At 68.1% G+C, this 24,393-nt stretch carries 22 protein-coding genes and 1 pseudogene; 12 read left to right on the forward strand and 11 right to left on the reverse strand.

Going from position 1 to position 24,393, the window contains the following annotated elements:
* The first annotated feature begins 172 nt into the window (after positions 1–172).
* Positions 173–1,474 (forward strand): glycine-rich protein, encoded by a 1,302-nt coding sequence (locus ABZ404_RS25620; protein ID WP_358990916.1) that lies wholly within the window; start codon positions 173–175, stop codon positions 1,472–1,474.
* Between the two features lie 278 nt (positions 1,475–1,752).
* On the forward strand, positions 1,753–2,760 hold the full coding sequence (locus ABZ404_RS25625) for a terpene synthase family protein (protein ID WP_358833219.1): 1,008 nt from the start codon (positions 1,753–1,755) through the stop codon (positions 2,758–2,760).
* Here ABZ404_RS25625 and ABZ404_RS25630 read toward each other — a convergent pair.
* On the reverse strand, positions 2,738–3,034 hold the full coding sequence (locus ABZ404_RS25630; RefSeq protein ID WP_358833218.1) for a hypothetical protein: 297 nt from the start codon (positions 3,032–3,034) through the stop codon (positions 2,738–2,740). The genes ABZ404_RS25625 and ABZ404_RS25630 overlap by 23 nt on opposite strands.
* A 129-nt stretch (positions 3,035–3,163) precedes the next feature.
* Here ABZ404_RS25630 and ABZ404_RS25635 point away from each other — a divergent pair, with 129 nt between their 5' ends.
* From ABZ404_RS25635 to ABZ404_RS25645, 3 genes are all read left to right on the forward strand, one after another.
* Positions 3,164–4,792, forward strand: a complete 1,629-nt coding sequence (locus ABZ404_RS25635; protein WP_358833217.1) for a TlrC/CarA/OleB/SrmB family ABC-F type ribosomal protection protein — start codon at positions 3,164–3,166, stop codon at positions 4,790–4,792.
* A 171-nt stretch (positions 4,793–4,963) separates the two neighbouring features.
* Complete coding sequence (locus ABZ404_RS25640; RefSeq protein ID WP_358833216.1) at positions 4,964–5,674, forward strand: N-acyl homoserine lactonase family protein; 711 nt, start codon at positions 4,964–4,966, stop codon at positions 5,672–5,674.
* A gap of 139 nt (positions 5,675–5,813) precedes the next feature.
* Positions 5,814–6,749 (forward strand): DUF4232 domain-containing protein, encoded by a 936-nt coding sequence (locus ABZ404_RS25645; RefSeq protein ID WP_358833215.1) that lies wholly within the window; start codon positions 5,814–5,816, stop codon positions 6,747–6,749.
* 40 nt (positions 6,750–6,789) lie between these two features.
* Here ABZ404_RS25645 and ABZ404_RS25650 read toward each other — a convergent pair whose 3' ends face one another.
* The 3 genes and pseudogenes from ABZ404_RS25650 to ABZ404_RS25660 form a co-directional block, all read right to left on the reverse strand.
* A complete protein-coding gene (locus ABZ404_RS25650; protein WP_358833214.1) occupies positions 6,790–7,284 on the reverse strand; it encodes a hypothetical protein in 495 nt (164 codons plus the stop codon).
* A 3-nt stretch (positions 7,285–7,287) separates the two neighbouring features.
* A complete protein-coding gene (locus ABZ404_RS25655; RefSeq protein ID WP_358833213.1) occupies positions 7,288–7,611 on the reverse strand; it encodes a lysine transporter LysE in 324 nt (107 codons plus the stop codon).
* 338 nt (positions 7,612–7,949) lie between these two features.
* A pseudogene (locus ABZ404_RS25660) lies at positions 7,950–8,498 on the reverse strand (HAD domain-containing protein).
* Positions 8,499–8,871: 373 nt separating this feature from the next.
* Here ABZ404_RS25660 and ABZ404_RS25665 point away from each other — a divergent pair.
* Positions 8,872–9,777: a VCBS repeat-containing protein gene (locus tag ABZ404_RS25665; RefSeq protein WP_358833212.1), complete on the forward strand. Its 906-nt coding sequence runs from the start codon at positions 8,872–8,874 to the stop codon at positions 9,775–9,777.
* 173 nt (positions 9,778–9,950) lie between these two features.
* Here the strand turns inward: ABZ404_RS25665 and ABZ404_RS25670 are convergent, their stop codons facing one another.
* Positions 9,951–10,298, reverse strand: a complete 348-nt coding sequence (locus ABZ404_RS25670) for a DoxX family protein (RefSeq protein ID WP_358833211.1) — start codon at positions 10,296–10,298, stop codon at positions 9,951–9,953.
* A gap of 509 nt (positions 10,299–10,807) precedes the next feature.
* Here ABZ404_RS25670 and ABZ404_RS25675 point away from each other — a divergent pair.
* The gene (locus ABZ404_RS25675) at positions 10,808–12,202 is read left to right on the forward strand and encodes an FtsW/RodA/SpoVE family cell cycle protein (protein ID WP_358833221.1); all 1,395 of its coding nucleotides are present in this window, start codon (positions 10,808–10,810) and stop codon (positions 12,200–12,202) included.
* 150 nt (positions 12,203–12,352) lie between these two features.
* On the opposite strand, the gene ABZ404_RS25680 is transcribed toward ABZ404_RS25675, so the two are convergent.
* On the reverse strand, positions 12,353–13,309 hold the full coding sequence (locus ABZ404_RS25680; RefSeq protein WP_358833210.1) for an SDR family NAD(P)-dependent oxidoreductase: 957 nt from the start codon (positions 13,307–13,309) through the stop codon (positions 12,353–12,355).
* Between the two features lie 350 nt (positions 13,310–13,659).
* Between ABZ404_RS25680 and ABZ404_RS25685 the strand changes: the two genes are divergently transcribed.
* Positions 13,660–14,868 carry a lipase gene (locus ABZ404_RS25685; RefSeq protein ID WP_358833209.1) on the forward strand — a complete coding sequence of 403 codons (1,209 nt, stop codon included), beginning with the start codon at positions 13,660–13,662 and terminating at the stop codon, positions 14,866–14,868.
* A 310-nt stretch (positions 14,869–15,178) separates the two neighbouring features.
* On the opposite strand, the gene ABZ404_RS25690 is transcribed toward ABZ404_RS25685, so the two are convergent.
* From ABZ404_RS25690 to ABZ404_RS25710, 5 genes are all read right to left on the reverse strand, one after another.
* Positions 15,179–15,904, reverse strand: coding sequence for an HEXXH motif-containing putative peptide modification protein (locus ABZ404_RS25690; protein ID WP_358833208.1), 726 nt, complete (start codon positions 15,902–15,904; stop codon positions 15,179–15,181).
* Positions 15,905–16,098: 194 nt separating this feature from the next.
* Positions 16,099–17,055 carry a cupin domain-containing protein gene (locus tag ABZ404_RS25695; protein ID WP_358833207.1) on the reverse strand — a complete coding sequence of 319 codons (957 nt, stop codon included), beginning with the start codon at positions 17,053–17,055 and terminating at the stop codon, positions 16,099–16,101.
* On the reverse strand, positions 17,033–18,316 hold the full coding sequence (locus tag ABZ404_RS25700) for an MFS transporter (protein ID WP_358833206.1): 1,284 nt from the start codon (positions 18,314–18,316) through the stop codon (positions 17,033–17,035). The genes ABZ404_RS25695 and ABZ404_RS25700 overlap by 23 nt, the downstream gene beginning before the upstream one ends.
* A 2-nt stretch (positions 18,317–18,318) precedes the next feature.
* A complete protein-coding gene (locus tag ABZ404_RS25705) occupies positions 18,319–19,452 on the reverse strand; it encodes a hypothetical protein (RefSeq protein ID WP_358833205.1) in 1,134 nt (377 codons plus the stop codon).
* A 99-nt stretch (positions 19,453–19,551) separates the two neighbouring features.
* Positions 19,552–19,722 carry a hypothetical protein gene (locus ABZ404_RS25710; RefSeq protein WP_358833204.1) on the reverse strand — a complete coding sequence of 57 codons (171 nt, stop codon included), beginning with the start codon at positions 19,720–19,722 and terminating at the stop codon, positions 19,552–19,554.
* Positions 19,723–20,108: 386 nt separating this feature from the next.
* Between ABZ404_RS25710 and ABZ404_RS25715 the strand changes: the two genes are divergently transcribed.
* From ABZ404_RS25715 to ABZ404_RS25730, 4 genes are all read left to right on the forward strand, one after another.
* Positions 20,109–21,251 carry a serine hydrolase domain-containing protein gene (locus tag ABZ404_RS25715; protein WP_358833203.1) on the forward strand — a complete coding sequence of 381 codons (1,143 nt, stop codon included), beginning with the start codon at positions 20,109–20,111 and terminating at the stop codon, positions 21,249–21,251.
* 96 nt (positions 21,252–21,347) lie between these two features.
* The gene (locus ABZ404_RS25720; RefSeq protein WP_358833202.1) at positions 21,348–22,274 is read left to right on the forward strand and encodes a MerR family transcriptional regulator; all 927 of its coding nucleotides are present in this window, start codon (positions 21,348–21,350) and stop codon (positions 22,272–22,274) included.
* 698 nt (positions 22,275–22,972) lie between these two features.
* Positions 22,973–23,329, forward strand: a complete 357-nt coding sequence (locus ABZ404_RS25725) for a darcynin family protein (RefSeq protein WP_358833201.1) — start codon at positions 22,973–22,975, stop codon at positions 23,327–23,329.
* A 193-nt stretch (positions 23,330–23,522) separates the two neighbouring features.
* The gene (locus ABZ404_RS25730; RefSeq protein ID WP_358833200.1) at positions 23,523–24,305 is read left to right on the forward strand and encodes a phosphotransferase; all 783 of its coding nucleotides are present in this window, start codon (positions 23,523–23,525) and stop codon (positions 24,303–24,305) included.
* The last annotated feature ends 88 nt before the right edge of the window (positions 24,306–24,393 follow it).

Here is a 24,393-nt window from a genome sequence, read left to right on the forward strand (position 1 = left end):
CATGGCCAGGAGGCCATGGGCGGAGCACTGGTGAGGACGGAACACCGGACCGGCGTCCGTTCATGCTTGGGGCAGGAGCGGGCGGTGGGCCATGGCGGCCTGCCGCGTCCAGTCGGTCCGAGGGGGGCCGCCGGGGCAGGGTCGCAGCCCTCAGAAAAGGGAGGCCATCCCCGTGTCACTCAGAACTCATTGCGCGCACGAGAGCAGATCCTCGACCTCACGACTGCTCCGAGGCGGTCTGACCAGGCGGCTGACCAGGCTGGTTCTGCCCGGCACGATCACGCTCGCGCTCGCCGGCGCCGGTCTGGTCGCATTCGCGCCACCGGCGCTGGCCGCAACGACGGTCACCTTCGCCTATACGGGCGGCTCCCAGTCCTTCACCGTGCCCGCCGGGGTGTACTCGATCGATGTGGACGCCTTCGGAGCCCAGGGCCAGGACGGCCCTGCGGGTGGCAGCGCGGGCGGACTGGGCGGGGAGGCCCAGAGCTCGCTGCCGGTCACCCCGGGGCAGACCCTCCAGATCAACGTCGGTGGGTCGGGCGGTTTCGGCGGCTCGGGCGCGGCAGGCAAGGGTATCGATCCGGACACCGACGGCGGCGCCGGAGGAGGCGCCTCAGATGTACGTCAGGGCGGCAACGGCCTGAGCGAGCGGCTGCTGGTGGCCGGTGGTGGCGGAGGTGGCGGTAACTGGATAGGCACCGCGGTCAGCGGCATGGGCGGCAGCGGGGGCGGCACCACCGCTACCCCCGGGGGCGACGGGAGCGACGGGGCGACAGGCGGCGGGGCCGGAACCGCCGTCGCGGGCGGGTCCGGCGGGCTCGGCGCGAACGGCGCCGAGCCCGCGGCAGCCGGATCCCCGGGCCTCGGAGGCACGGGCGGCGCCGGTGCCAGCGGTACCGGCGGAGGCGGCGGAGGCGGGGGCTGGTTCGGTGGCGGGGGTGGCGGCGGCATCCTGAGCAGCCCCTCCGCCACGGTCGGCTCGGCAGGGGGAGGCGGAGGCAGCGGGTACGGCCCGGCCGGCACCGTCTTCCAGACGGGCGTGCACGCGGGCGACGGCTCGGTGAGCATCACCTACACGCCGTCATCCGCGGACGTCGGCGTGCGCGTCACGGCCAAGCCGCAGTTGGGCATCCTGGTGCCCTATCTCCACTACACCCTGTCGGCCAACAACACGGGGCCCAACGCTGTCACTTCGGCCACGATCACCGCATCCCTGCCCCGGGGTACGACCGCAACGGGCCTGTCTGCCGGATGCACCACTCACGCGGAAACCGTCACCTGCACCTGGGGGGCCATCGCCAGCGGTGTGGGCGCGACGAAGTCCTTCGACATTCCTCTGCATCTGCTCTCACTGGGCCGCGTGTCGGTGACCGGCACACGCACCGCGTCGACGCCGACCGACCCCAACGCCGTCAACGACAGCGCCACGGCCAACTGCAACGTGATTTCCATCCTCCTGGCCAGCTGCTCCTGACACCCGCGAAGGCCGCTCAGGGTGGGCCCGCTCGAACCCCGGGCCCACCCCCGGGCATGCCCCCCCTCGCGGCACGGGGCCATGCCCCCTCGCGGCACGGGGCCCGGAGCACCGAGTCCGTCGTCCGGAGCCCCGCCCTCGCCTCCCCCGGCGCCGGCACCGGCACCGGCACCGGCACCGGCACCGGCAGACCTTGACGCACGCTGGGCGGGGCGTCGAAGCTCCGTACCAGCAAGCCACGCTTCCGCCGCCGGCAGCTGGAGGAGGAACGAGACCCTATGGCCCCACGCAAGCCACCCTCCGCCTTCGATCTCTCACACCTGCGAGGGTTCCCGCCGCGCGACGGCAACCCCGACGCCACTCGGGCCGAGGCCGTCATCCGCAGAGAGTGCCTCGCGGTAGGCCTGACCCAACCCAGTCATGCGGCCTACACCTCCATGACCAGGTACCTGTTCCCCGTGACCCCAGCCGACCGGCTCATCCCCATGGGCCTGCTCAACGACATACTCTTCTACGTCGACGACTTGCACAGCCCTCACCGCTCAAGCCTCGACGACACCATGTCCCCACAGGTGGCCGACATGATGAATAGGGCCGTGGCGGCTCTGCGAACCGGCGCCGTGTCGGCCGGCGCCCTACCGGACAGCAAAGCGATCAGCACGGGTTTCGCGCGGGTGCGCGAACTGTTCTTGCGCAGTGCCGCGCCCCTTCTCCTGGAGCGGCTGGGCACAGCGGTGGAGCAGTGCCTGCACGCCATGAAACGCCCGGTCAGGGACATCTTCGTGAACGGAACCCCCGACATCGAGCGGTACACGCGCATCCGTTACAGCGATTCGGGGATGAAGGTGGAGGTCGAACTCGCCGACTATGCCCGTGGGTTCCTCCTGCCCGACGAAGTGATCCGCCATCCCGTGATCGAGCGGGCCCGTGACATCACCGTCCACATCGGCGGACTCATGAACGACCTCTTCTCGTACCACAAAGAAGTCGTCCGCCATGGGCAAATGTTCAACCTCGTCCCCGTCATGCAGGCCGCCCTACACTGCTCGCCGCAGGAAGCGTTCAACGCCGCCGTGGACCATGTCAACCAACTCACGGACGAGTTCGAAGAGATCCTCCTGAGCCAACAAACCCTCGCCGCCACACCCATGGCCGACCAGACCACGCGGTACCTCGAATCACTCGCCGACCAGATCGCGGCGACCTACCACTGGCAGTTCCACACCAGCCGGTACAAAGAGGCGGGCTCGGTAGTTCCTCTGCTCAAAGCTCCCGCTGAACCCTAGAGGACCGCGCGCGCCATCGCGCGCCGCCGTGCTGGGCCGCCGCGATGACACCCTCGGGCAGGGCGGCGATGTTCCGGGCGAGCCGGTCGACGATGGCATCGAGTTCGTCAGCGGGAACGGCCCGGGTGACCCAGCCGTAGCGCTCCGCGGTTTCGGCGTCGTACAGGTCGGCACTCAGCACCACCTCCAGGAGAATCCGGGCGCACCGAACGAGGAACGAGACGAGACGTAGCGTCTTGTCAAAGCCCTCGTTGTGCCGTACTGTCCTTCGCATGGGTTCCCTGTGAAATTCCCCGCGCCGACCGCGTAGAGCACCGCTCCGCCGTCGCCGCGCCTCGCCGTGCAGCCATCCACCCCGATCCGGCCCGGGCAACAACCCGCCTGGCCAGGAGGGACCCCTATCTTGCGTACCTCACAACTCACCCTTTCCCACGTCACGAAGCGCTACCCCGGCCGCACCGTCCTCGACCAGGTTTCCTTCACCCTCAAGCCGGGCGAGAAGGCCGGGCTCATCGGGGACAACGGGGCAGGCAAGTCCACCCTTCTCAGGCTCATCGCAGGTCAGGAACGTCCCGACAGCGGTGAGATAACCGTGGCGGCCGCAGGTGGCATCGGCTACCTGCCGCAGACTCTCTCCCTGCCCCCGTCCGCCACCGTCCAGGACGCCGTCGACCTGGCCCTTGCCGACCTGCGGGTTCTGGAGGCAGAGCTTCGCCGCGCCGAGCAGTCGCTCAGTGACCGCCAGGCCCCCTCAGCACTCGCCGCGTACGCCACGCTCCTCGCTCGCTATGAGGCTCGGGACGGTTACGACGCCGACCACCGGGTGGACATCGCTCTGCACCATCTCGGCCTGCCCGCACTGGACCGTGAGCGCCGACTAGGCACCCTCTCCGGCGGTGAGCGCTCTCGTCTTGCCCTGGCCGGGGTCCTCGCGGGCCGCCCCGAGCTGCTGCTTCTGGATGAGCCGACGAACGACCTGGACGATCAGGCCGTGGAGTGGCTGGAGGCACAACTCAAGGCACACAGCGGCACGGTGCTCGCGGTCACCCACGACCGCGTCTTCCTGGAACGCCTGACCACCACCGTCCTGGAGGCCGAAGCGGGAAAGGTCACCCGGTACGGCGACGGCTACACCGGCTACCGCACGGCGAAGGCAGCGGATCGCCGCCGCCGGCTCCAGGATTACGAGGAGTGGCGGTCCGAGCTGGCCCGCAACGAGCAATTGGCCGCCGGCCACGCCGTACGTCTCAGTGCGGTTCCGCGTAAGGCGCCGCTGGCCAACTTCGGCCACGGTGGCTTCCGGGCCCGCGGCCGGGCGCACGGCGCGATGGCCCGTATCCGCAACGCCCGCGAACGGGTCGAGCGGCTGACGGCGAACCCGGTGACGCCGCCGCCCGACCAACTGGCCTTCACTGCGTACGTGGGAACAGCACAGGACGTCGCCGGAGACGGCACCGATACCGCTTCGGCGAAGCTTCCTGCCGTACAGCTGACGGACGTACGCATAGGAGACCGCCTGCACCTTGCCTCTCTCACCCTCGGCCCCCGCGGGCGGCTTCTCATCACCGGCCCCAACGGCGCCGGCAAAACGACGCTGCTGAAATTGCTCGCCGGTGAACTGCGGCCGGACGAGGGGTCGCTGCGGGTGCCCGGCCGGGTGGGTCATCTGCGTCAGGACGAGACGCCGTGGCCACCGGAGCTGACGGTGATCGAGGCGTTCGGGCTCGGCCGCGTGGACGACCCCGACGAGCACGCCCATGCTCTGCTCGCCCTCGGCCTTTTTCGCCCGGCGGAACTGCACTTGCGCATGGGCGAGCTGTCGTATGGCCAACGCCGCCGCGTGGATCTGGCGCGCCTGGTCTCGGAGCCGGCCGACCTCCTGCTGCTCGACGAGCCCACCAACCACCTGTCACCGGCGCTGGTCGAGGAGCTGCAAGAGGCTCTGACCGGTTACACGGGGGCGATCGTGCTGGTCACCCATGACCGCACCCTGCGGACGCAGTTCCATGGAGAGCATCTGGCGCTGCCATAGACAGCGGAAACCCGGGGGACAGTCGGCCCTGCCCATGACGACGTCCCCCGGGCCACGGAGAAGCTGACGACTCCGTCCGAGGTCACCCAGATGACAGTCTCGCGGTGAGGTAATGATTGTGCTGTGGGCGGACTCGCTGGCCGGCCCTTCCCCGCCTGCCAGGATGGCCGTATGGGGAAGAACACAGCAGTGCGCCGACTCGACCTGGGGTACTTCATCCGACCAGCTTCAGAGACAGGTGGCCCGCAACCGCGCGTAGAACCCGTGCTCGGCTACCTGGTGCGGCACGACCAGGGGCTGATCCTCTTCGACACCGGCATCGGCAGCGGCGACGCTGAAACCGAGGCGCACTACCGACCCCAACGTCGCGCACTACAGGATGCCTTGTCTGCGACCGGAGTCACCCTCGACGACATCTCCCTGGTCGTGAACTGCCACCTCCACTTCGACCACTGCGGCGGGAATCCCTTGCTGAGCGGCAAGCCGATCCTGGTCCAGGAAACGGAGCTGGCCACCGCCCGCCGGGGCAACTACACCATCGATGAACTCATCGACTTTCCCGGTGCCACCTATGAGGAACTCGCAGGAGAGACCGAGGTCTGGCCGGGCGTCTGGATCATCCCGACTCCCGGGCACACCCCAGGACACCAGTCGCTGGTCCTTCGGCAAAACGACGGCACCGTGGTCCTCGCCGGCCAGGCACACGACTTCGCCTCTCACTTCGCATCGGACCACCTGGCCCGCCAGGCCGCACTCGACGGCACGGAACAACCTCTTCCCGACTATGCGCCGTGGCTGGAGCGGCTTGCCGACTTCGACCCACGACGTGTCCTCTTCGCCCACGACTGCTCGGTCTGGGAACCCGCAGACGGCACCTTCTAACAGCTGATCCAGCGACGCAGCCCCATCGTCCGGTGCCCACTCTCATCGACATTGCGGGACCCAGTGTTGTGACACGTCTGTGGCCGGAATTATGGCCTCCGCCACACGCCCGTGGTCCATTTGCTGATGAGGTGACCGAATGCGAAGAGCTGCCTCCCTCTTGTCCGCCTTCGGCGCGACCGCCGTCCTGCTCACGGCCTGCGGTACGGAGAGCGCGGGCGCCGGGTCCTCTGGCGCTCCCGCATCCGTGCCGCCGTCCCGTCCGCAGGTCGAGGATGCGGGCAAGGACGGCGTACGGATCACCTCACTGACCGTTGCGTCCCCCTCCCCCTCCCCCACGCCCACCCGCCGCGTTTCCGTCTCCGCGGACAGCCTTGCCCTGGACTCAGGCGACGCCGTCGCGTCCTTTGAGGTCACCAACGAGGGCACCGAGACCCTCACCTACTCGGTCGTCATCACCTTCATGAGCAGTGATGGTGGGGCAGTGGCCAGTCAGACCACGACCGTGCGCGACGTCGGCCCAGGAAAAATCGTGAGGGGTACGGTCCGGGCCGGGCAACTACCGCCCTCTGCACCGCGGGTGACACGGGCCAAGGTCCTCACAGTGACCAAGGTCCCCGCGAATGAAGCGCCAGCCGAGCCCGGGGCATGTCCCGCCTCCGGGATCCGCGTCAGCGCCGACAACGGGGATGCGGCTATGGGGCTGCGCGTCATAGGTCTGCGTCTCGACAACTGCGGCAAGCGCAACTACAGCATCGAGGGCTACCCACTGCTGGAACTCCTGGACGGCAACTACAAGACCATCCACGGCATCAAGATTCTCCATGGCAGCAGCGAGATCACCACAGGCGCCGGGCCCGACAAGCAGCCCCGGCCCGTCACGCTGCGCCCCGGCCAGTCTGCGGCCGCTGCCCTGGTGTGGCGCAACACCACGGAGTCCGGCTCGCCCGTGAACGTGCCCTATGTGAAAGTCCGTGCGAAAACAGGCGCCTCGCCGGTCACGCTGACCCTGAACCTCGACCTGGGAACCACCGGGAGGCTCGGTGTCAAACCGTGGGCGAAGACAGACCAGTAGATCGCGCAGGCAGGGCGCCATCGCGCACCAGTCGCCCAGATCAGTAGGCGACCACCGATACCCCGCACAGGCCACGTCCATCCGCCGCTGCCTGCCGCCACATCCGCAGAGGACCGGCAAGGACGCTCTCCTCACTTTCGCCGTAGTCCAGCCAGTCCTGATCCTCTGCCGCCGCGCGCTCGTCAGGAGTGAAAGCCAGAGCCTCTTCGACCGCGGCACGCGTCAGTCGCACCTGGGCTGAGGTAAGCAAGAAGTTGCCGCACCATCCGGGCAGCAGCGCGGCTCGAGCGGGGCCGATGGCATGGAAGAAGGACCGCAACGCGAAATCCTTGCTCTGAACGGACATGAAGATGTCCTGCGCGTCGCTCACCAGGTCCCATACATGGGTGAGGAGGCCGAACTCGTCCTCGGGCGAGAGTCCGTCGTACATCTTCTGCACGTGCTCTCCGGAGGCAGTCAGCTCGTGGAAGGAATGGAGTGCGTCCGCCTCCCCACCTTCGGGCGCAGGCACGCCGAGGCCCGGCAACCACACCATTTCTTACAGGCAGCCGCAATTCGAGGCGTAGGCAGACAGGAAGACAGCTGTGATGGCTGTCAGAGTGAAGGCTGCGGTTGTCACGGCGGCGAGGCCGCGATGGCCGCGTCCCTTCTCGGAGGCGCGGAACGTCCTCCATGCGCCGTGGGCGAGGAACAAGCTGATCACCCCAGTTCCGGCGATGGTCAGACGCGGGCTGAGCGACCAGCTCAGATAGACGAGCAGGACGAGGCAAGCGAGCAGGCCGCAGGCCACCACGCTCAGGATCACCTCTCCCACGGCCTCCCCCACGGTCTCGACCAGGAATTCACCGATGCCCTTTGCCACCCTGACGGACTCCCACGGCGCTCCCCCTGCCTCGCATACGGCCCAGCCTGGCACGACTCGCCGGAGGCAAGGCCACCAGAGTGCCGAAATGGTGGCAGGCCCGAAACCCGGCCCGGTGGCCTGCGGAGGCTCGTACCATCCGCCCGGTCTGCCGCTGGTTCACACCCATCCCCTCATGACATTCCCCCCTGCTCTGCTCACCTGCCATTCTGGGCCCCACCCCGATCGAGGCGCGTACCGGCTCGCGTTTTCCAGCAACCCGTCGGCCTCCACCGATAAGCTGACCTGCAGGGTTCGTGGGGAGCGGTGTCGCGCTCGGTAGTCGAGCGGTTGGGAAGTCAGTCGAGGCCGGTCGCCCATGCCGTCAGCGCGGCAAAGTCGTCGGGGGTGAGCCCGTGTCGAGGATCGATCCGGCGTAGTAGGGCAGCACCGTCGTGGTGTTCCGCAACCCAGGCGAGGTCGGTCTCTGTGATCTCGTCGTCGATCCAGGCGAACGCACGGCCTTTCGCCCACGCGACGATTTCCGGCGTCTTCTAGAACACACCGCCCCCGGGCCGCACTTGCCGAGAGGACCAGGAAATGAAGGGCAGCTCGGGTAGTCCCAGAACCGGCGCGATGAAAGAGTTGGCTTCTTCCTCCCAAGTGGTCGCCCACACAAGGTCGAAGGGAAGGGCATCCAGCGCCGGGCCGTGCTCCGGGTTGAGCCACACCCGCAGCGGCCTCACGGGCTTGTTCGGCAGCCCCCACTCAGCCAGCCGGCGCCGCTCGGCGGCTTCCCACCGAGGCGTCAGCAGACGGTGCGTCTGATACCCCGCGGGCCGACGGTGCGGCTTCGCGGCATATGGGTTGAGCGGTCCGTCCACATCCACCAACAGCACTGGGCGCATCAGCTCATCCCCCTCGGTCCTGGACCGCACGGTACCGCCCGACGCCAAGAGCGCCCAGCCACACTTCTGCTGCGCCACGAGGAAACCCAAGTGCTGCGGTCTGGAGGCCCGCTGGTCGCTCCCGCGTCGATCTCTCAGTCACTGTGACGCGTCGTCTGACTGTGCCTGGCACGCAGAGATGTGAGGTGCGCCCCGGGCCGGGTGGCCGGACGGCCCGTCGATATTCTTGCGGTTCAGACCTCGTGGGGGGATCCGCAGGGCAGGCCCGACCGTGCCCGCTCAGGTTCATCGGCGCGGCACATCCACACGTGGTGCGGCCCGAACTGCTTCCGCCACACCCATCACCACATCCACCAACCGTCCGGAGTTCCTTGTGAAACACCTCTTCCGCCGTCGGCGCGCCCTGGCGCGCACGGCCACGGTGGCGACGACCGTCATCCTGGCCGCGACGGCCGCGGGTACGGCCGTCGCCGACGGCTCCGCCGCGTCGCCCTCGGCGCAGAACGCCTCCCTGGCCACGGACAAGGCCGCCGCGGCCCGCAAGCCGACGCCCGCCGCGCCGTCCTACTTCCTGTCCGGGATCCTCCCGTCGGGCCAGATGTACGTATACCTGCCCGACGGAAAGAGCGGCTACGGCCCCCGTTCCGGCGCGTACGTCTGGAAGGACTTCAAGTACGGCGTCTCCATCGACCTGGAGATGACCGGCGCCCAGGACGGCGCCTACCACGTCATGAACGACGGAACGCTGAACCTGTGGCTGCACGGCGATCTCAAGCGCATTGGCGGCGGCTGGAGCCCGTACGACAACATCATCATGCCCGGCGCCCTCGGCAGCGCCAAGCACCCCGACCTGCTGGCGCGCGACAAGCAGGGTTACCTCTGGCGCTGGCAGAGCAGGACGGACGGCTCGCTGGCCCCGCGTACCCGGATCGGTGGCGGCTGGAACCAGTACGCCCAGATCACCGGCCTCGGCGACCTCACCGGCGACACCCGGCCGGACATCGTCGCCCGCGACAAGGAGGGCATCCTGTGGCTGTACAAGGGCACCGGTGACCTGCGCACGCCCTTCGCCCAGCGAGTCCGCGTCGGCGGCGGCTGGAACCAGTTCAACAAGCTGGTGGCCACTGGCGACGTCGACGAGGACGGCCGCAGCGACCTGGTCGCCCGTGACACCAAGGGCGACCTCTACCTGTACAAGGGCACCGGCAAGGCAGCCGCGCCCTTCAAGGCCAAGGTGAAGATCGGCTACGGCTACAACCAGTACCGCGAGCTCTTCTGATTCCGAGCGTTCCTGGTGTTCCCGGCCTGACCCTTTGTTTCCGGTGTAACCCGGCGTTCCCGGTGTAACCGGTTCCTGGCATTTTCGCCAGCGCACACCGGGTGGACCCGGCTGCCGACAGGCGCGCGCATTCGCGCCTGCCGGCGGCCCGGGGCCAGGGCACACCGGCCCCCTCAAGCCGCGTGGCCGAGGATCAGGGTGGCCACGGCGGGCGCGAGATACAGGACGGGGAAGACGACCGTCTTGTACGAGCGGGCCCGCAGCACCGTGACGACCGCGCCCAGGAAGTACAGCACCAGAGCGACCCCGGCCACGACACCAATCACAGGGACCGCCAGGCCGACCAGCAGACCGACGGCCCCGGCCGCCTTGGCCAGCCCCAGCAGCGTCCACGACGAACGCGGCACGCCGTAGTCCATCAGCGGCTCGGTGACGAACTCCGCCCGGCGCAGGAGCGAGAATCCGGAAAAGCCGATCCAGGCGGCGGTGAAAACGGCGACGATGACGTAGGTCATGGACATGGGGTACTCCTATGAGTGGTGACGCGGCTTCGGTGAACGGCCGGTGGGCCGATCCGGTGTGAAGGCGTCGGCGTCGCCGTGCACCCTCACACTTGGCTGAACCGCGTCCGCCCCGATGTGTGACAGCGTCGCGAGAAATTCTCAAAAAAAGTTCGCCGGCCTCCGCGCCTGGCCGTCTGTCGGGCACCTGCAAACGTGTCACCCTGCCCCGCCATGCCAACCGCCTCTCGTCCCCTTCACCGATGACGGCCGGCGATCGTTGGCGGTCGGCCGGGACACGCGTCTCCCCCTATCTCTCCCCACCCGGGACGTCGCGATGAGCAGCACCACATCGGGGAACCGGTCCGGGTTGATCATCGTCTCCCGACACGTCACCGCCGTGGGGCACCCGTTCTGCGGCGGTTGTCGGTATGGGGGAGGTTCCAGTGGGAGGGGGATCGGTGCGGGGATTAACAGGGGCCGACCGGCGGAGGGATCAACCGGCGGAGCAGGACGCGGCCGCCCACACGATGTCGTTCGCGGCGTTGGCGCAGGCACCGAACCGGCGGCGTACCGAGGCGTGGCTGCTCGTCCTCGCGGTGTCGATCTCGGTGGGCGGCTACGCGTACGTGGGTCTGTCGATGGAGGGCCGGCTGCCGTCGGGCCTGGCGGGGTTCGCGGTCTCCACCGTCTTGCTGGCTCTGGTGCCGCATCTGGCCGTACGACGCTGGGCGGCGCGGGCGGATCCGCTGATCCTGCCGGTGGCCCTGCTCCTGACCGGTGTGGGCCTGGTGCTGCTGCACCGGCTCGACGTGACGTACACGGCCAGGCCTGATTTGAAGATCGCCCCGACGGGGAACGGCCAGTTGGTGTGGACGGTGATCGCGGTCGCCGTGTGCGTCGGGGTGCTGCTGGTGGTGCGCGAACACCGCTGGCTGCAGCGGTACGTCTACGTGACGATGGCCGTCGCCCTGGCGCTGTTGATGGCACCGGCCTTCTTCGGTGCCGACCAGTTCGGCGCCAAGCGGTGGATCATGCTGGGGCCGTTGTCGGTACAGCCCGGTGAGTTCGTGAAGATCATGATCGCGGTGTTCTTCGCCGGGTACCTCACCGTCAACCGCGACGCGCTCACCCTGACCGGCCGCCGCTTCCTCGGGATGCGTCTGCCACCTGGGCGCCAGCTCGGGCCCATCGCGACCATCTGGGGGCTGAGCCTGCTCGTGCTGGTCTTCGAGCGGGACCTCGGCACTTCGCTGATCTTCTTCGGGCTGTTCGTGATCATGCTGTACCTGGCCACCGAGCGGACCAGTTGGGTGGTGTGCGGCCTGCTCATGGCCGTGCTCGGGGCAGCCGTGGTCGGCTCCATCGAGCCGCACGTCCACGGCCGCGTGGTTGCCTGGCAGCACCCCATGGACGCTTTCACCGACGCGGGGAGGGAGGCGGGCGTCTCCGAGCAGCTGGGCCAGGCCCTGTTCAGTTTCGGTAGCGGCGGCATCACCGGCAGCGGGCTCGGTCAGGGCCATCCCGAGCTCATCAAATTCGCGGGCAACAGCGACTTCATCCTCACCACCGTCGGCGAGGAACTCGGCCTCACCGGGGTGATGGCGGTGCTGATGCTGTACGGTCTGCTGGCCCAACGCGGCCTCAGCGCCGCCCTGCTGGCCCGCGACCCGTTCGGCAAACTCCTCGCCGTCGGCCTCTCCAGCGCCCTCCTCCTCCAGGTGTTCGTCGTCACCGGCGGCGTCATGGGCCTCATACCGCTGACCGGCAAGGCACTGCCCTTCCTCGCCAAGGGTGGCTCCTCCATGGTCGCCAACTGGCTCATGGTCGCCCTCCTGATCCGCATCAGCGACGGCGCCCAGCGGCGGCGGGAGCCTGTCGCATCCACGGGACCCGGGGAGTGCTTTCGCCCTGTGGGCGTATGACGCGGCGGAGGGCTGTCCCCGGCCCCGATCAGGTGGGCTGGCGTGGCTCCGTCAGCGCGTCCCGCAGCGGGGGGCCGAGCCGTCGTCCGTGCCTCCGAACTCGCGCTGCCCCCCGCCCCCCGACCCGACCCGACCAGCAAGGTTCCGCGTCTACCGGAGGCGGAAGCCGAGGAGGGGAGCGGTGCCGGCCAGTTCACAGCTGGCGTCCCACAGGCGGGCCGCGACGGTCCGGTCGGCCATGTGCGAGGGGACGGGCTCTCGTCGTGGTGTGCCACGCAGGCCGAAGACCCTCGGCCCCCACAACGTCCCTCCTGCCACCTCCGAGTCGAGGACGGCACGGACGATGGGCCACGCTCCGGCGTCCTTGCCCTGCACCACGAGCCCCGCAGGCATGGCCCGCAGTCGCTTCGCGAGGGTCGTCACGTGTACGGGCGGTCGTGACGGCGTGAGGGCGTCCAGTGCGCCGCCGGGGTGGGCCACCACGCTGAGTACCGTGCTGTCGGCGGCGCGCAGGCGGCGGTCGAGCTCGAAGGCGAAGCACATCTGCGCCAGCTTCGACCGGCCGTAGGTGCGCTTGGGCCGGTAGTCCTGTCTCGACTGCAGATCATCCATGTCCAGTCGCTCGGACCGTGCGGCGAAGCTTCCCACCGTCACGATGCGGCCCTCCGGCGCTGCGGACAGCAGGGGTGCCAGCCATCGGGTGAGTGCGAAGTGGCCGAGGTGGTTGGTGGCGAACATCAGCTCGTGGCCGTCCCCGGTCTCCTGACGCGGTGGGTCGTCGAGCGCGACCCCGGCGTTGTGGACCACCGCGTCGAGACGGTCGAGGCCCAGTGCGTCCACGGATGCCCTGAGGGACGACAGGTCGGCGAGGTCCAGTCGCAGGTGCCGTACACGAGCTCCGGGTACACGGGCGTGGATGGAGGCCATGGCGGCGTCGGCCTTCGCGGCGTCCCGGCTGCCGAGGACGATGACGGCGCCGGTGGCGGCGAGCTGCTCCGCAACGAAATAGCCGATCCCGGCGTTGCCTCCGGTCACCAGTACAGTCCTGCCCTCGGCTGACGGCAGGCGGCGAACGTCCCATGGTTGGTTCTGGGATACGGGAAGCATGAGGACAGGCTCCTTGCTCTGGGGGACACGTGTGCTCGTGGGGAGCACCATCCCGGCCACGGTCGCAAGCGCCGCCGACACACCCCCTACAGATCACGGCCGGCACCGACAGAGCTCCGACACCCCCGGAGGATCGGGGACCAGGACCGTCGTCCGCCTGATCGCCGCCGGAGCCACAGCTCCCAACGTCGTTGTCAGGTCAGGTGATCGGTGCGAAAGGCTGCGAAGGCAGGGGGGCGGCGCCGGTGTCCCGGGCGGAGTGATCTAGGCTGCGGAGGACTAGATGATCACCAGGCCGGGTCCATCGAGGTCTTCTTCACGGCGTCGAGCCGGGCCATGGAAGGAGCGCCATGTCTCCCGTCCGCCCAACTCGCCGTGTGCTCATAGCCGGTGGCGTCGCCGCAGTCGCGTCGTCCTCCGCCCTGCATCCCGCCTTCGCCGCCACGGCGCCCGCGCAGTCTGGCGCGCCGACAGCTGGTCCCGTCACGGTGCGGCTGGCCGGACCGACCGGCCCCCTCCCGGTGGGCGCGGCGGAACTGCACCTGGTCGACCCTTCCAGGACCGACCCGTGGGCGGATCCGAAGCAACCGCGTGAGCTGATGGTGACGGTCACCTATCCGGCGGACGACACCCGGGGCCGTACGAGACTGCCGTGGTTGCCGGCCGGCGCCGAACGTGCGCTGAAGGCCCGTTACGGCGGTGCCTTGGACGCAGTCGTCCTCCCGACGACGCACAGCGCGGATCGCGCACCCGCCCGCTCCGGCCGGCGCCCCGTCCTCCTGTACTCGCCGGGCTACGCCTCCGACCGCACCTTCAACACCCTCGTCGTCGAGGACCTGGTGTCCTGGGGGTATGTGGTCGTCACCGTCGACCACCCCTACGACTCCGGCGAGGTGGAGTTCCCCGACGGCCGCGTCGTACTCACACGCCCCGAGGAGGACGAGGACACCGTCAGGAAGGCAGTCGCGGTACGCGCCGCCGACCTGCGGTTCGTACTGGACCAGCTGGCCTGCCTCGACCGGGGTGGAAACCCCGACGCCGAGCGGCGCCGTCTGCCGCGCGGACTGTCGAAGGTTCTGGACCTGTCCCGGGTGGGGGCGTTCGGGCACTCCCAGGGCGGCGCCGCCACGGCGGCCGTCATGGCCGATGATCCTCGGGTGCGAGCGGGCGTCAACCTCGACGGCTCCGTTCGCGGACCGGTGGTCGAGCGTGGGCTGGACCAGCCGTTCCTGCTGGTGGACACCGCCGTCCACGACGGCCTCCGCCAGGATCCGACCTGGTCCGCGCTCTGGGAAAACCTGCGCGGCTGGCATCGGTGCCTGCGCCTGGCCGACGCGGACCACCTCTCGTTCACGGACCTGGTGTCCATGGGACCGCAGTTGGGAGTGCCGCTGCCCCTGCCACTGGGGACGATCCCCGCCGAACGTGCGGTCGCAGCGGTACGCGCGACCGTGCGCACGTTCTTCGACGCGCACCTGCGCGGCCGCCCCGACACGGGGCACCTGCTCATGGGGGCCTCGCCGCGCTACCCGGAGATTCAGTACATCGCCGGCCGCTAGAGGTGGCTGGTCACTGACCCTGCAGGTGTGCCCTGCTCTCCCTACCTGCAGGGGTTCTGTCCGACCAACGCATCGCCGGTTCTCCGGTCCCGGGTAGGCGCCGGCGATGCCACCCGCCGTGGCAGGCGAGGCATGCGCCGGCGCGCGCGGCAGTCCAAGGTGAGGCGCCGTACGGGCACTCTGCCACTCCGTCCTCAACCCCAGTGCTACTGCCGCCGGCCGCCTGCCCCTCTCGTTGTACGACCCACCTCCGCCTCGGTGCGTCTGCGCCCCCCAGGGCGACCCGAGGCGGCCCCAACGCCCAGACCCGTCAGCCTTGAACGCCCGTCAGTTCCTGCTCCCACTTGAGCAGATCGTCGAAGTACAACCGACCCCTCTCCGTCCACTCGGCGACCGGTTCCAGTGCCGCGATGGTTGCCTGGAGACGTTGCAGGGCCTGGTCGCGTCGTTCGGAGACCTCGGGCGGCGCGGTCGGCTCGCTTGCCCAGCGGGTGAGCCCGTACGTCATACGTGCGAGCACATGTGCGGCGTGCACGGCACCGGCGACTGGTCGTGGATCGGGACGCAGGGCGTGGCTCATCAGAGCGTCACCGTTCGTCACGAACGTCTCGAAGTGGTTGCGGAGATAGAGGGCGTGATGGCCGGTTTCGTGCAGGAGTGCCTCGAAGGCGGCAGGAGTGCTTTCGACGCTGGCCGTGCCGAGGTAGATGGCACCGAAGGTCTGGCGAAGTGTGGCGGAGCGGAAGGCGCCACCCTGCACGTACACGATGACGCGGATCAGCAGATCCATTTCCAGGGCGGCCTCCGGCCATACCCTTCGCAGGACTTCCCGGGCGCCTTCCAGGTGTGCGACGCCCTCCTTCGTGTCCGGTGTGCCGAAGACAGTGTCATCGGTGCCACGCGTACGTTGAATGTCCGTCAGGAGTTGGTGGATGCCCCACCGGCACCAGTCGGGGTACAGCGGCGCGTCAAGCGCGAGGTGCTCGAGCGGAGGCATGAGACCCGCGGTGCCCAGGCTGCGGATCAGGTCGGCCATGCGCTCGGAGTCCACCCCCGCGGCGGATGTCTGCGTCGACTCCCAGACCAAGCCGGGGTGCAGGCAGGAAGGCTGTCCCTCCTCGAGATAGGGCTCAAGGAGACCGAATACCGCTCTCTGGTGGCTTCGGACCAGGCTCATGGTGCCGGTAGACGTTATCCCGACCCGGATCGCTTCGTCCCGGCCGGCTCCCATCACACATCACCCGGCTTCGACTCCACTGACAGAATGTCGGCGAGCCGGGCAGGTTCCGACCTGGAAAGCTCCTCTTCGCGTGCTTGGAGACGCCGCACAATCAGTGCGGATATCATCTCGTCTCCCAGCCCGTCGAGCGCGCGAACGACATCCTTCCGGACGGATTGCCACAGCTCCCTCGACTGGCCGCTCAACGCCTCTGCCCTGCCGGGCAGTCGGCCTCGCAACGATTCGGTTCGCTCGGCCACCAGGTCCAGTACGTCGTGCAGGACCTCGACCCAATGGTCCTCCACTCCGTCGGAGAACGTGATGTGCACGGACCCCTCTTCGCCCGTGATCCCCTCATGGTAGTAACCGCGGGGCAGATAGAGGCAGTCACCGGGATGGAGGGTGATTTCATGAGCCAGCGGGGTCTTCGGTGTGTCGCCCGGCTTCGAGCGCCTGATGGGCCAGGTAGCTGGCGGTTCGTGAAGACGCCATGTTTTCGATCCCGCCAACTGCCGTATGAAGACGCTCGCCATGTCGTAGTGCACCGGCGCACCCTGTGCGTGGGGCGGAGTCAGGAAGGCGTTGGCGGCGACGGGACAACCGACGTCGTCACTCAGGTCCGCGCAAAATGACGCCACTTCGGGGCAGTACGTGGACATCGCCTGGAAGACAAGCGTCGCTCCAGCACGTATTTCCGACACCGCGTACTGAGGATCGACGAGCCCGGACAGCACCCTGCGCTCGTCGGCTCCGCCCTTGGTCTTGGCGGTGTCCCGGACTCCGATGTCCTCGCCCTTGCGCCACAGCCTGATATAGGGGGCGCGCAGTCCGCGGTCAAAAAGGAGCGTCTGCGCGATCTCCGTGGAGAACACGTGGTCCAGCTTGCCCAGACCTCGACTGACGTGCGGCTTCCTGTCGCGAATGGATGCCAGCATCGACGGATCGTCAAGAACTTCTTCCAGCGCCATCTTCTACCTCCGAATGCTCGATATCTGACCGTTCGTCCTGATGGAAATCGCGTACTCCGGGCACAGTCAGCACCCATGCCGCGGTGGCGAGTTGTACGGCCGCGGCGACGCACAGTACTGTCGTGCGCCCCAGGGCATCTGCCAGTGGCCCGGCGCTCGCGAGACCGATCGGCAGCAGGGCGAGACTGCACAGCGAGTCGACCGCAGTCACCCGGCCGAGAAGGGACGGGGAGAACTGGCGCTGCAAAGCGGTATGCAAAAGAGTATTGAAGGGCATCATCGCGAATCCGGCGACCATGTATCCGCCCATGACCCAGCCCACGGAGAACGGGGTGAGCAAGACCAGGGGAACGGTGGCGAAAAGCGCGTTGAAGATGATCGCACTCGTTCCGGGATGCCTCAGCTGAATGCGTCCGACGATGATCGTACCGACGAGGCCGCTGAGGCTGAACGCGGCGAGGACCAGACCGTAGGACGAGGGTCCTCCGAACTTTTCCTGCGTGATGACCGGCAGCAGCACCATGTGAGGCGCGACGACGAGCATGGTCTGCAGTGCGGTCATGACGAGAACGGCCCACGTCCACCGAACGCGGCGCACGGCGGCCAGTCCTTCTCGGCTCTCGCGGATGATGGAGGAGCGGGGGTCCCGCCGCCGCATCGGTGGTTCGGCGACCGCGAGTACGCACACCAGACTGACGGCGAAGGTGGCAGCGTTGATGGCGAAGGCCAACCGGGTCCCGGCGGTGGCCACCAGGAGCCCGCCCAGCGCCGGCCCCAGCACGGCTGCGGCGCTCTCCATGCCGCCTCGCCATACGTTGGCGCTGAGCAACCGCTCTTCGGGGACGACCGAGGGCACAAGGCCGCCGTATGCGGGGCGGAAGAATGCCTCTCCGCTGCCCACGAGGAAGGTCATGGCGGCGAGCGGAAGCGTTGCCGTGTCGAACGCGCCCAACACCACCACCGTGATGGCCACCAGCCGGAATCCATCAGCGACGATCATGGCCCTTCGCCGGGGCACACGGTCCGCCCAGACCCCGCCGACGAGCACGAACAGGACCATCGCGAGCATCCGGCCGCCGATCACCAGCCCGACATCGCCGGCGTCACCGCCGACCTCGATCACCCGGAGAGACACGGCTATGGTGAAAAGCTGGTCTCCCACGGCGCTGACCGCTTGTCCGGCCCAGAGGAAGCGGAAGTCGCGCACTCCCATGGCGCCGTCGGCCATGCGCGAGGCAGGAGCTTTGCTCAGGATAGGCATGATCAGGCGCTCGGTGCCGCCGTAGCCGGATCGGTCAACTGCCCGTAGCCGAACCCGCAGCAGTCGCCCGTGATGTCCTCGTCCCTCACCAGCGCCGGGTGCTCGTCCCCGACCAACTTCAGGTCATCAAGGTCGATCGGTACCGGCTCATCGTCAAGGAAGAGTTCGGCGCCATCGGTGATGAGGTCGAGATGCACCTTCTCCTCGTACTCGACCACGGAACGGTCCTGATTGTGCTGTCCAAATCCGATGTGTACGCCGACTCGCCGCTCATTGATATGGGAGTTGGCCGGGATGAACGCGTCGATTCCCGCGTTCGTCCCGAAACCCAGCTCGCCCACGCGGGTGCCGTGCGGCTGCTTGAAGCAGAGCTCCACCAGTTCGCGGACATCGTCGTCGGCGCACGTGAAACCGGTGGCCCGACCGTCTTCGATGTCGACCGTCAGTGGGTTGGCTGCCAGCCTGGTGTCTATCCGCGTGATGACGTTGCAATTGAGGGCCCCGTCGGCCACCAGGCGGCCGTCGATCCTGGCGGGATACGTGGCGATCTCCCCCGCCGGGAGAATGGTGAACCCGCCCGGCCGCCACACACCGCGATTGCTGATCCATTCGAATCGATCGGAGTCGAGGCCGATGCGCAGATCCGTGCCACTTCGTGTGCGGACCCTGACGCTACGCGCCTTGGTCAGCCGCGTCAGCAGTGCGGCATTGCGTGCGCTGAGTTCGTCCGGGCCGAGGTTGAGGGCCTTTTCGAAGAAGTCGCGCGACGCGCTGATGATACGCACCACCATGCACTGTTCAGCGCCGAACCGTTGCAACACATCGAGCAGGGGCGAGAAGTGGGACATGGTGTCTCGCTCGAGAGTGAAGATGATGAGCCGGCCAGTGTCGGGATCGGCTTCCGACACGGCCGAGTTCAGGCGTCCGGCGAACTCGTAATCCACGAGCGGCCGCATCCCCACGATCTGTGTTCTGACATTGCGCTGCTTCAGGCCGGCCATGAGCCAGGCGGCCGCTTCCCGGCTGTCCGGGGAGAAGGCGATGACGCAGTGATCGTGGTTGGTTATTCCGACGTACCGGTCGAGGAGAGAATCGACTCCATCCCGCAGTTCGCGGCTCGACTGCACAACACTCAAAACCTATTCCCCCTGTCCTGCCGTCCTGTGGTCGTTTCCATGAGAGTTCCAGCCGCGGAATCCGGTGCGGCTGGAACCCTCAGAGCCCTGCGGGATGGATCAGGTGGCTACGAACCAAGCCATGAGCGGGCCTTCTTCGCCACTCCCGACCGGTTCGAGCACCTCGGCCGATTCGGCAGCGCCGAGTTCACGCAGCGCATCCTCGACCAGGGATTCATAGGTGGCTGGTTCAGTGGTGGTGCCGATTGCTGGGGTGTAAGTCTGTGCCATCTTGCACTCCTCTCAGCCAATAGCTTGCGGCGTGATGCTATGTGGCATGACCACGTAAGGTCAACATAGATACATCCATCAACTCCCGTTTGTGTACGGCGCGTTGGGGTATTCCGCGTCGGCTTCGCGCTGGCCCTCCTCACTCAATTCGTGCGGTGACCTGCGCCTGGGCATCCAACTTGAATATGACTTGAGCGCCGCTTGAGTGTGACTCAAGGGGAATGCCGGTGGGCGCCCTCAACAAGCTCGGATGGGATGGGATGGGACCGGACCGGATCACGCTGCGGGACCCTTCTCGCCTCAGGGGTCTTTCGGGGATGTGTCAGGGCTGCGATGGGGGCCGCCCCGGATGCCGTGGGGCCTGGGCGAGTGGAAGATCGGTCGCCATGACCCGATACTTCTCTCGGCGCGCGTTCGCCGGCAGTTGCGCCGTCGGCGCCTTCGCGCTCGCCACCGCGAGCGTGACTGGCCGGTCGTCCGCCGCGCCGTCCGGCAACACCAGTGACCTCCAGGCCGCGATCAGCGACCTCGCACATCCGCAAGCCGCCTCCTCCCAACTGATGTTGAGCTGGAGGGAGGGCCACTGGTACGGCACCGCGGGTACGGCCGACCTCGCGAACGAGCGACCGGTGCGCGCAGACGACCGGTTCCGCGCGGGAAGCGTGACCAAGGCCTTTGTGGCGACGGTCGTTCTGCAACTGTGGGCCGAGGGCCTGCTGGATCTTGACGCACCGATCATCCGTTGCCTGCCCGGGACCCGCCTTCCGTCCCGGTTCGCCTCCGTCACGGTGGGGCACCTGCTCCACCACACGAGCGGCCTGCCCGACCACCGGGGCATGCCGGACCTCGACACACCGAAGAAGGTGCTGCGGCACCGTTTCGACCGCTGGACACCTGCGGCGCTGATCGACACCGTGACGCACGACTCCCTGAAGTTCACTCCCGGCACCAGGCAGGAGTACCGGGGTATCAACTACGTGTTCTTGGCCCTCCTCATCGAAGAGCTGACCGGACAGCGCTACGGCGATGCGATCGCCGACCGCGTCCTGCGGCCCCTTGGGCTGACCCGTACCCTGATCCCCGGAAACGACCTTCGCATGCACGGCCCACAGGTGCGCGGCTATCTGCGTATGACGGACGGCAGCCTGGTCGACATCACGGTCTATGACCAGTCCTCTTCCTGGGGCGAGGGCGAACTCGTCGCCACTGCGGAGGACCTCTTCCGTTTCCAGCAGGCCCTGTTCGCGGGGGCGCTTCTGGCACCACAGGCGCTGGACAGGATGTTCGCTCTCCCCCCGTCGACGGTACGCATGCTGGACGGGAGCCCGGCTCGCTACAGCATGGGCTTGCAGGCAGCCACGGTGAACGGCAAAACCTACTGGGGCAAGACCGGCGACACCTACGGCTACCGAACCCGCATGTTCGCCACCCGAGACCTCAGCACTCGCTTCGTGCTGTCGTACACGCCGATGCCGTTGAACGCGAAGGAAGACATGATCACCCGCGTGGTCACCGCCCTGGAGCCATGACATTGGCGCGGGGCGGTGTGGAGGGGTTGCACCTTCCGTAGCGGCATGTGATCCGGTGGACTTACGTCCCGGTCCCTTGCGGAAAGGTCCTTGCTCATGCACGCGCCGTTCATGCCACCTCGCCAGGTCAAGATCGGCGACGCGGCGGCCTTCGCCGGCACCACGCCGCGGGCGATTCGCCATTACCACGAGATCGGCCTGCTCCCCGAGCCTGAGCGGGGTGGCGATGACCGCCGCCGCTACGGGTACGAGGACATGATCCGCCTGCTGTGGATTCGCAAGATGGCCGACGCCGGGATCGCCCTGGACGACATCCGTGACGCCTTTACCACTGGCACGGTTTCCGCCGGTGCGGACAGCGGAGACGGTATCGCGGGCATCCTGGAGCGGCTGGAGGAAACCCTTGCCGAGCAGGAGGCGGAATTGCGGCGGCAGCGGAGTGCCGTGCGGCGGATGCGCACCGAAGGCAGCCGGAGGGGCCTGCTCTCCGACTTCGTCACCGAACGCCTCAAGAGCCTGCCCGAGGGCTCTCTGCGTCAGGCGGACCTGGACAGCCTGCTGGTCACTGAGCGGATCTTCGGCCCGCTCGGCGCGGCCATCCAGGCCACCCGCTTCGTCGTCCTGGCCACGCATCCCACTCTGCGGGAGGATTCCGACCGCATCGATGACGCCGAGGAGGCACTCGATGACAGCGTCGCCGTCGATGATCCACGGGTGGCTCAAGTGGCCGTCGAGCGGTACGCCTTCGAAAGCGCCCTGCAGGCCGTCATCGAGGAGTCCGGCCTGGGGAAGGACGACGATGCCCTCTTCGACGCCTGGGACACTTCGCACCCCGCTACCGCCGATGACGGCGAGGACAAGGCTGACGTCAGCCCCGGCAGACGAGAGGCTGACTCCATGAGCGTGCTCGCAGCCACCGGCAAGATGCCCTACGACTTCTCCGCAGCCCGCCTGCGCTGTATGGAACTGGCCGAAGAACTATCCGCCCAAGAGCCACCCGCTCCCCAGAACACGGCCGAGTAACCCCAGCAGGGCCGGCCAGTGCGCTGCTCTTCTGGACAGGACTGGTGGGGTGTGCTGGCGGCGACCGGGCTACTCGACGGTCGGCGCGCCACGAAAAATGTCATCGTTCGCTGAAGCGGCGAACCGCCCTGAGGAGCCCACCCCGACCGCGCTCCGAGCTGGGCTGGACCGCAGGCGGGGCCGCCGCTCGACGGTCTTGTCCACTTGCGGCCTGGCCCGGTAGCGCTACTTACCTTTTCGTTTCCCGACCGCGAACCCCACAAAGAGAACAATGACGATGCCCACCAGTATCCACATGGGCATCCCGTCTAAACCCTTATAGGCCAGGGTGGTCGACTCTCCGGTCGGATTCATGGGATCTCCTCGTAAGTGACCGTGCTGGTCAGTACCACCGGTGCGGTTGGTTCGCGACTCATTTGTGCGTGCTTACCGGCAGGCAGCGCGCCGGCTGAGCAACTTCCTCCTGCCCAGCGCGTGCTGGAACCCACCCCCTTCACAGGGGGCAACGGTGCCCCAGCCAGCTGACCGACCGCGGACGTCACGGTTCGTCAGCCTCCGCGAATAGCAACCCTGGATGGCGCGCCTGACCGGGCGTGACGCTCCGAGCCACCGGGGCGCCAGCGTTCTCACCGCTGCGGGTGCCCCCTCCCATGAGCTGAGCGGGCTTTCAGTCGCGTTGATTGATCCACAATGAAGCTATGACCAACATCCAACCGCGTCCGCGGTTCACCATATTCGTGCACCTCACCGCCTTGCCCTCGTGGCTCGCACTGGGGCGCCCTGAGCGTCAGCAGATCATCGCCGAGCACGTGCAACCTCTGCTGGACGCACACGACACCGTTCAGGTCCGGTGGTTCGACGCTGAAGCCTGGGCCGCCACTCCGTCCGATGTTCTCGTGGCAACGACTGACGACCTGACCTCGTGGTCCGATCTGTTCGAGGGGCTTCGTGACAGTCCGCTGTGGAGCGTGCCGTATTTCCGGGTGGAGTTGATATTGCCCACGGTCGAGGACGGCTTCGCCGACTACGAGCGTCGGACCGGGCAGCGTGACTGAGTCGTCGCGGGCTCCGTGACGGCGACCGGGCGTCGGACTCCCAGATCGCCACGCACTACACGCGTCGCCGCGGTGGCCCGCTGGGCGAAGATGACGTCTCCGGGAGTGGTGAGGACGGCGTCGAGTACTGTCGCGCGGCCGCTGGTCCGTTGCCGCTCCGGCAGTGGCGTGGGCGGGCGCCTAAGCTGGCACGATGATCGAAGACGGTGGCACGGACCAGGGCAGTGTGACGACCGTGCGGCGCGTCGGCGAGACCATCCGCCGACCCGCCGGTGAGTGGACCCCGGCAGTGCACGCCCTGCTGGCCCACCTGGAGGCGGCGGGCTTCAGCCGGGCCCCTCGGGCCCTCGGCACCGACGGCGCCGACGAGGTCGTCTCACTGCTGCACGGCGAACCGGCGTTCAGCCCCTGGCCCGCCGCACTGCGATCGACCACCGGCATCCAGGAACTGGGATGCTGGCTGCGCGAGTACCACACAGCGGTCCGCGACTTCCGTCCCCCCGCCGACGCGCGCTGGCGCACACAGGAGGAGCCGTGGCGGCCCGGCATGATCATCCGGCACGGCGACCTGGGCCCCTGGAACTCCATCTGGAACGGTGACCGACTGGTCGGCTTCATCGACTGGGACTTCGCCGCGCCCGGTCACGCCCTCGACGACCTCGCGCAACTCGCCTGGTACACGGTGCCCCTGCGCCCCCTTGAGCAGCAGCGCAGGGAGTCAATCAGCGGGGATTCCACCCTGAGAAGCCGCCTCGACGCCCTGTGCACCGCCTACCGTGCGCACCCGGCAGCCGTCCTGGACGCGCTGGACAGCCTCCAGGCCCGGGAGACGGCGCGCATCCAACGGCTGGGCAGCCTGGGCCAGGAGCCGTGGGCGACCTTCCTGAACCGCGGCGACGCGGAAGAGATGAAAGCCGAACGCTCCTGGCTCCGCTCGAACCGCGCCGTTCTCGTCGACCACCCGCCTACGGTGTGACCAAACCTCCTCGACCACCCGCTACCCATGGCCGGATCGCGAAATCCCCGGAGCCAGGGGAAGAGAGGCAGGCAGGCAGTCAGGACCA

Source organism: Streptomyces sp. NPDC005878 (genome assembly GCF_040629815.1).
In the GTDB taxonomy this organism is placed as follows: Bacteria; Actinomycetota; Actinomycetes; order Streptomycetales; family Streptomycetaceae; genus Streptomyces.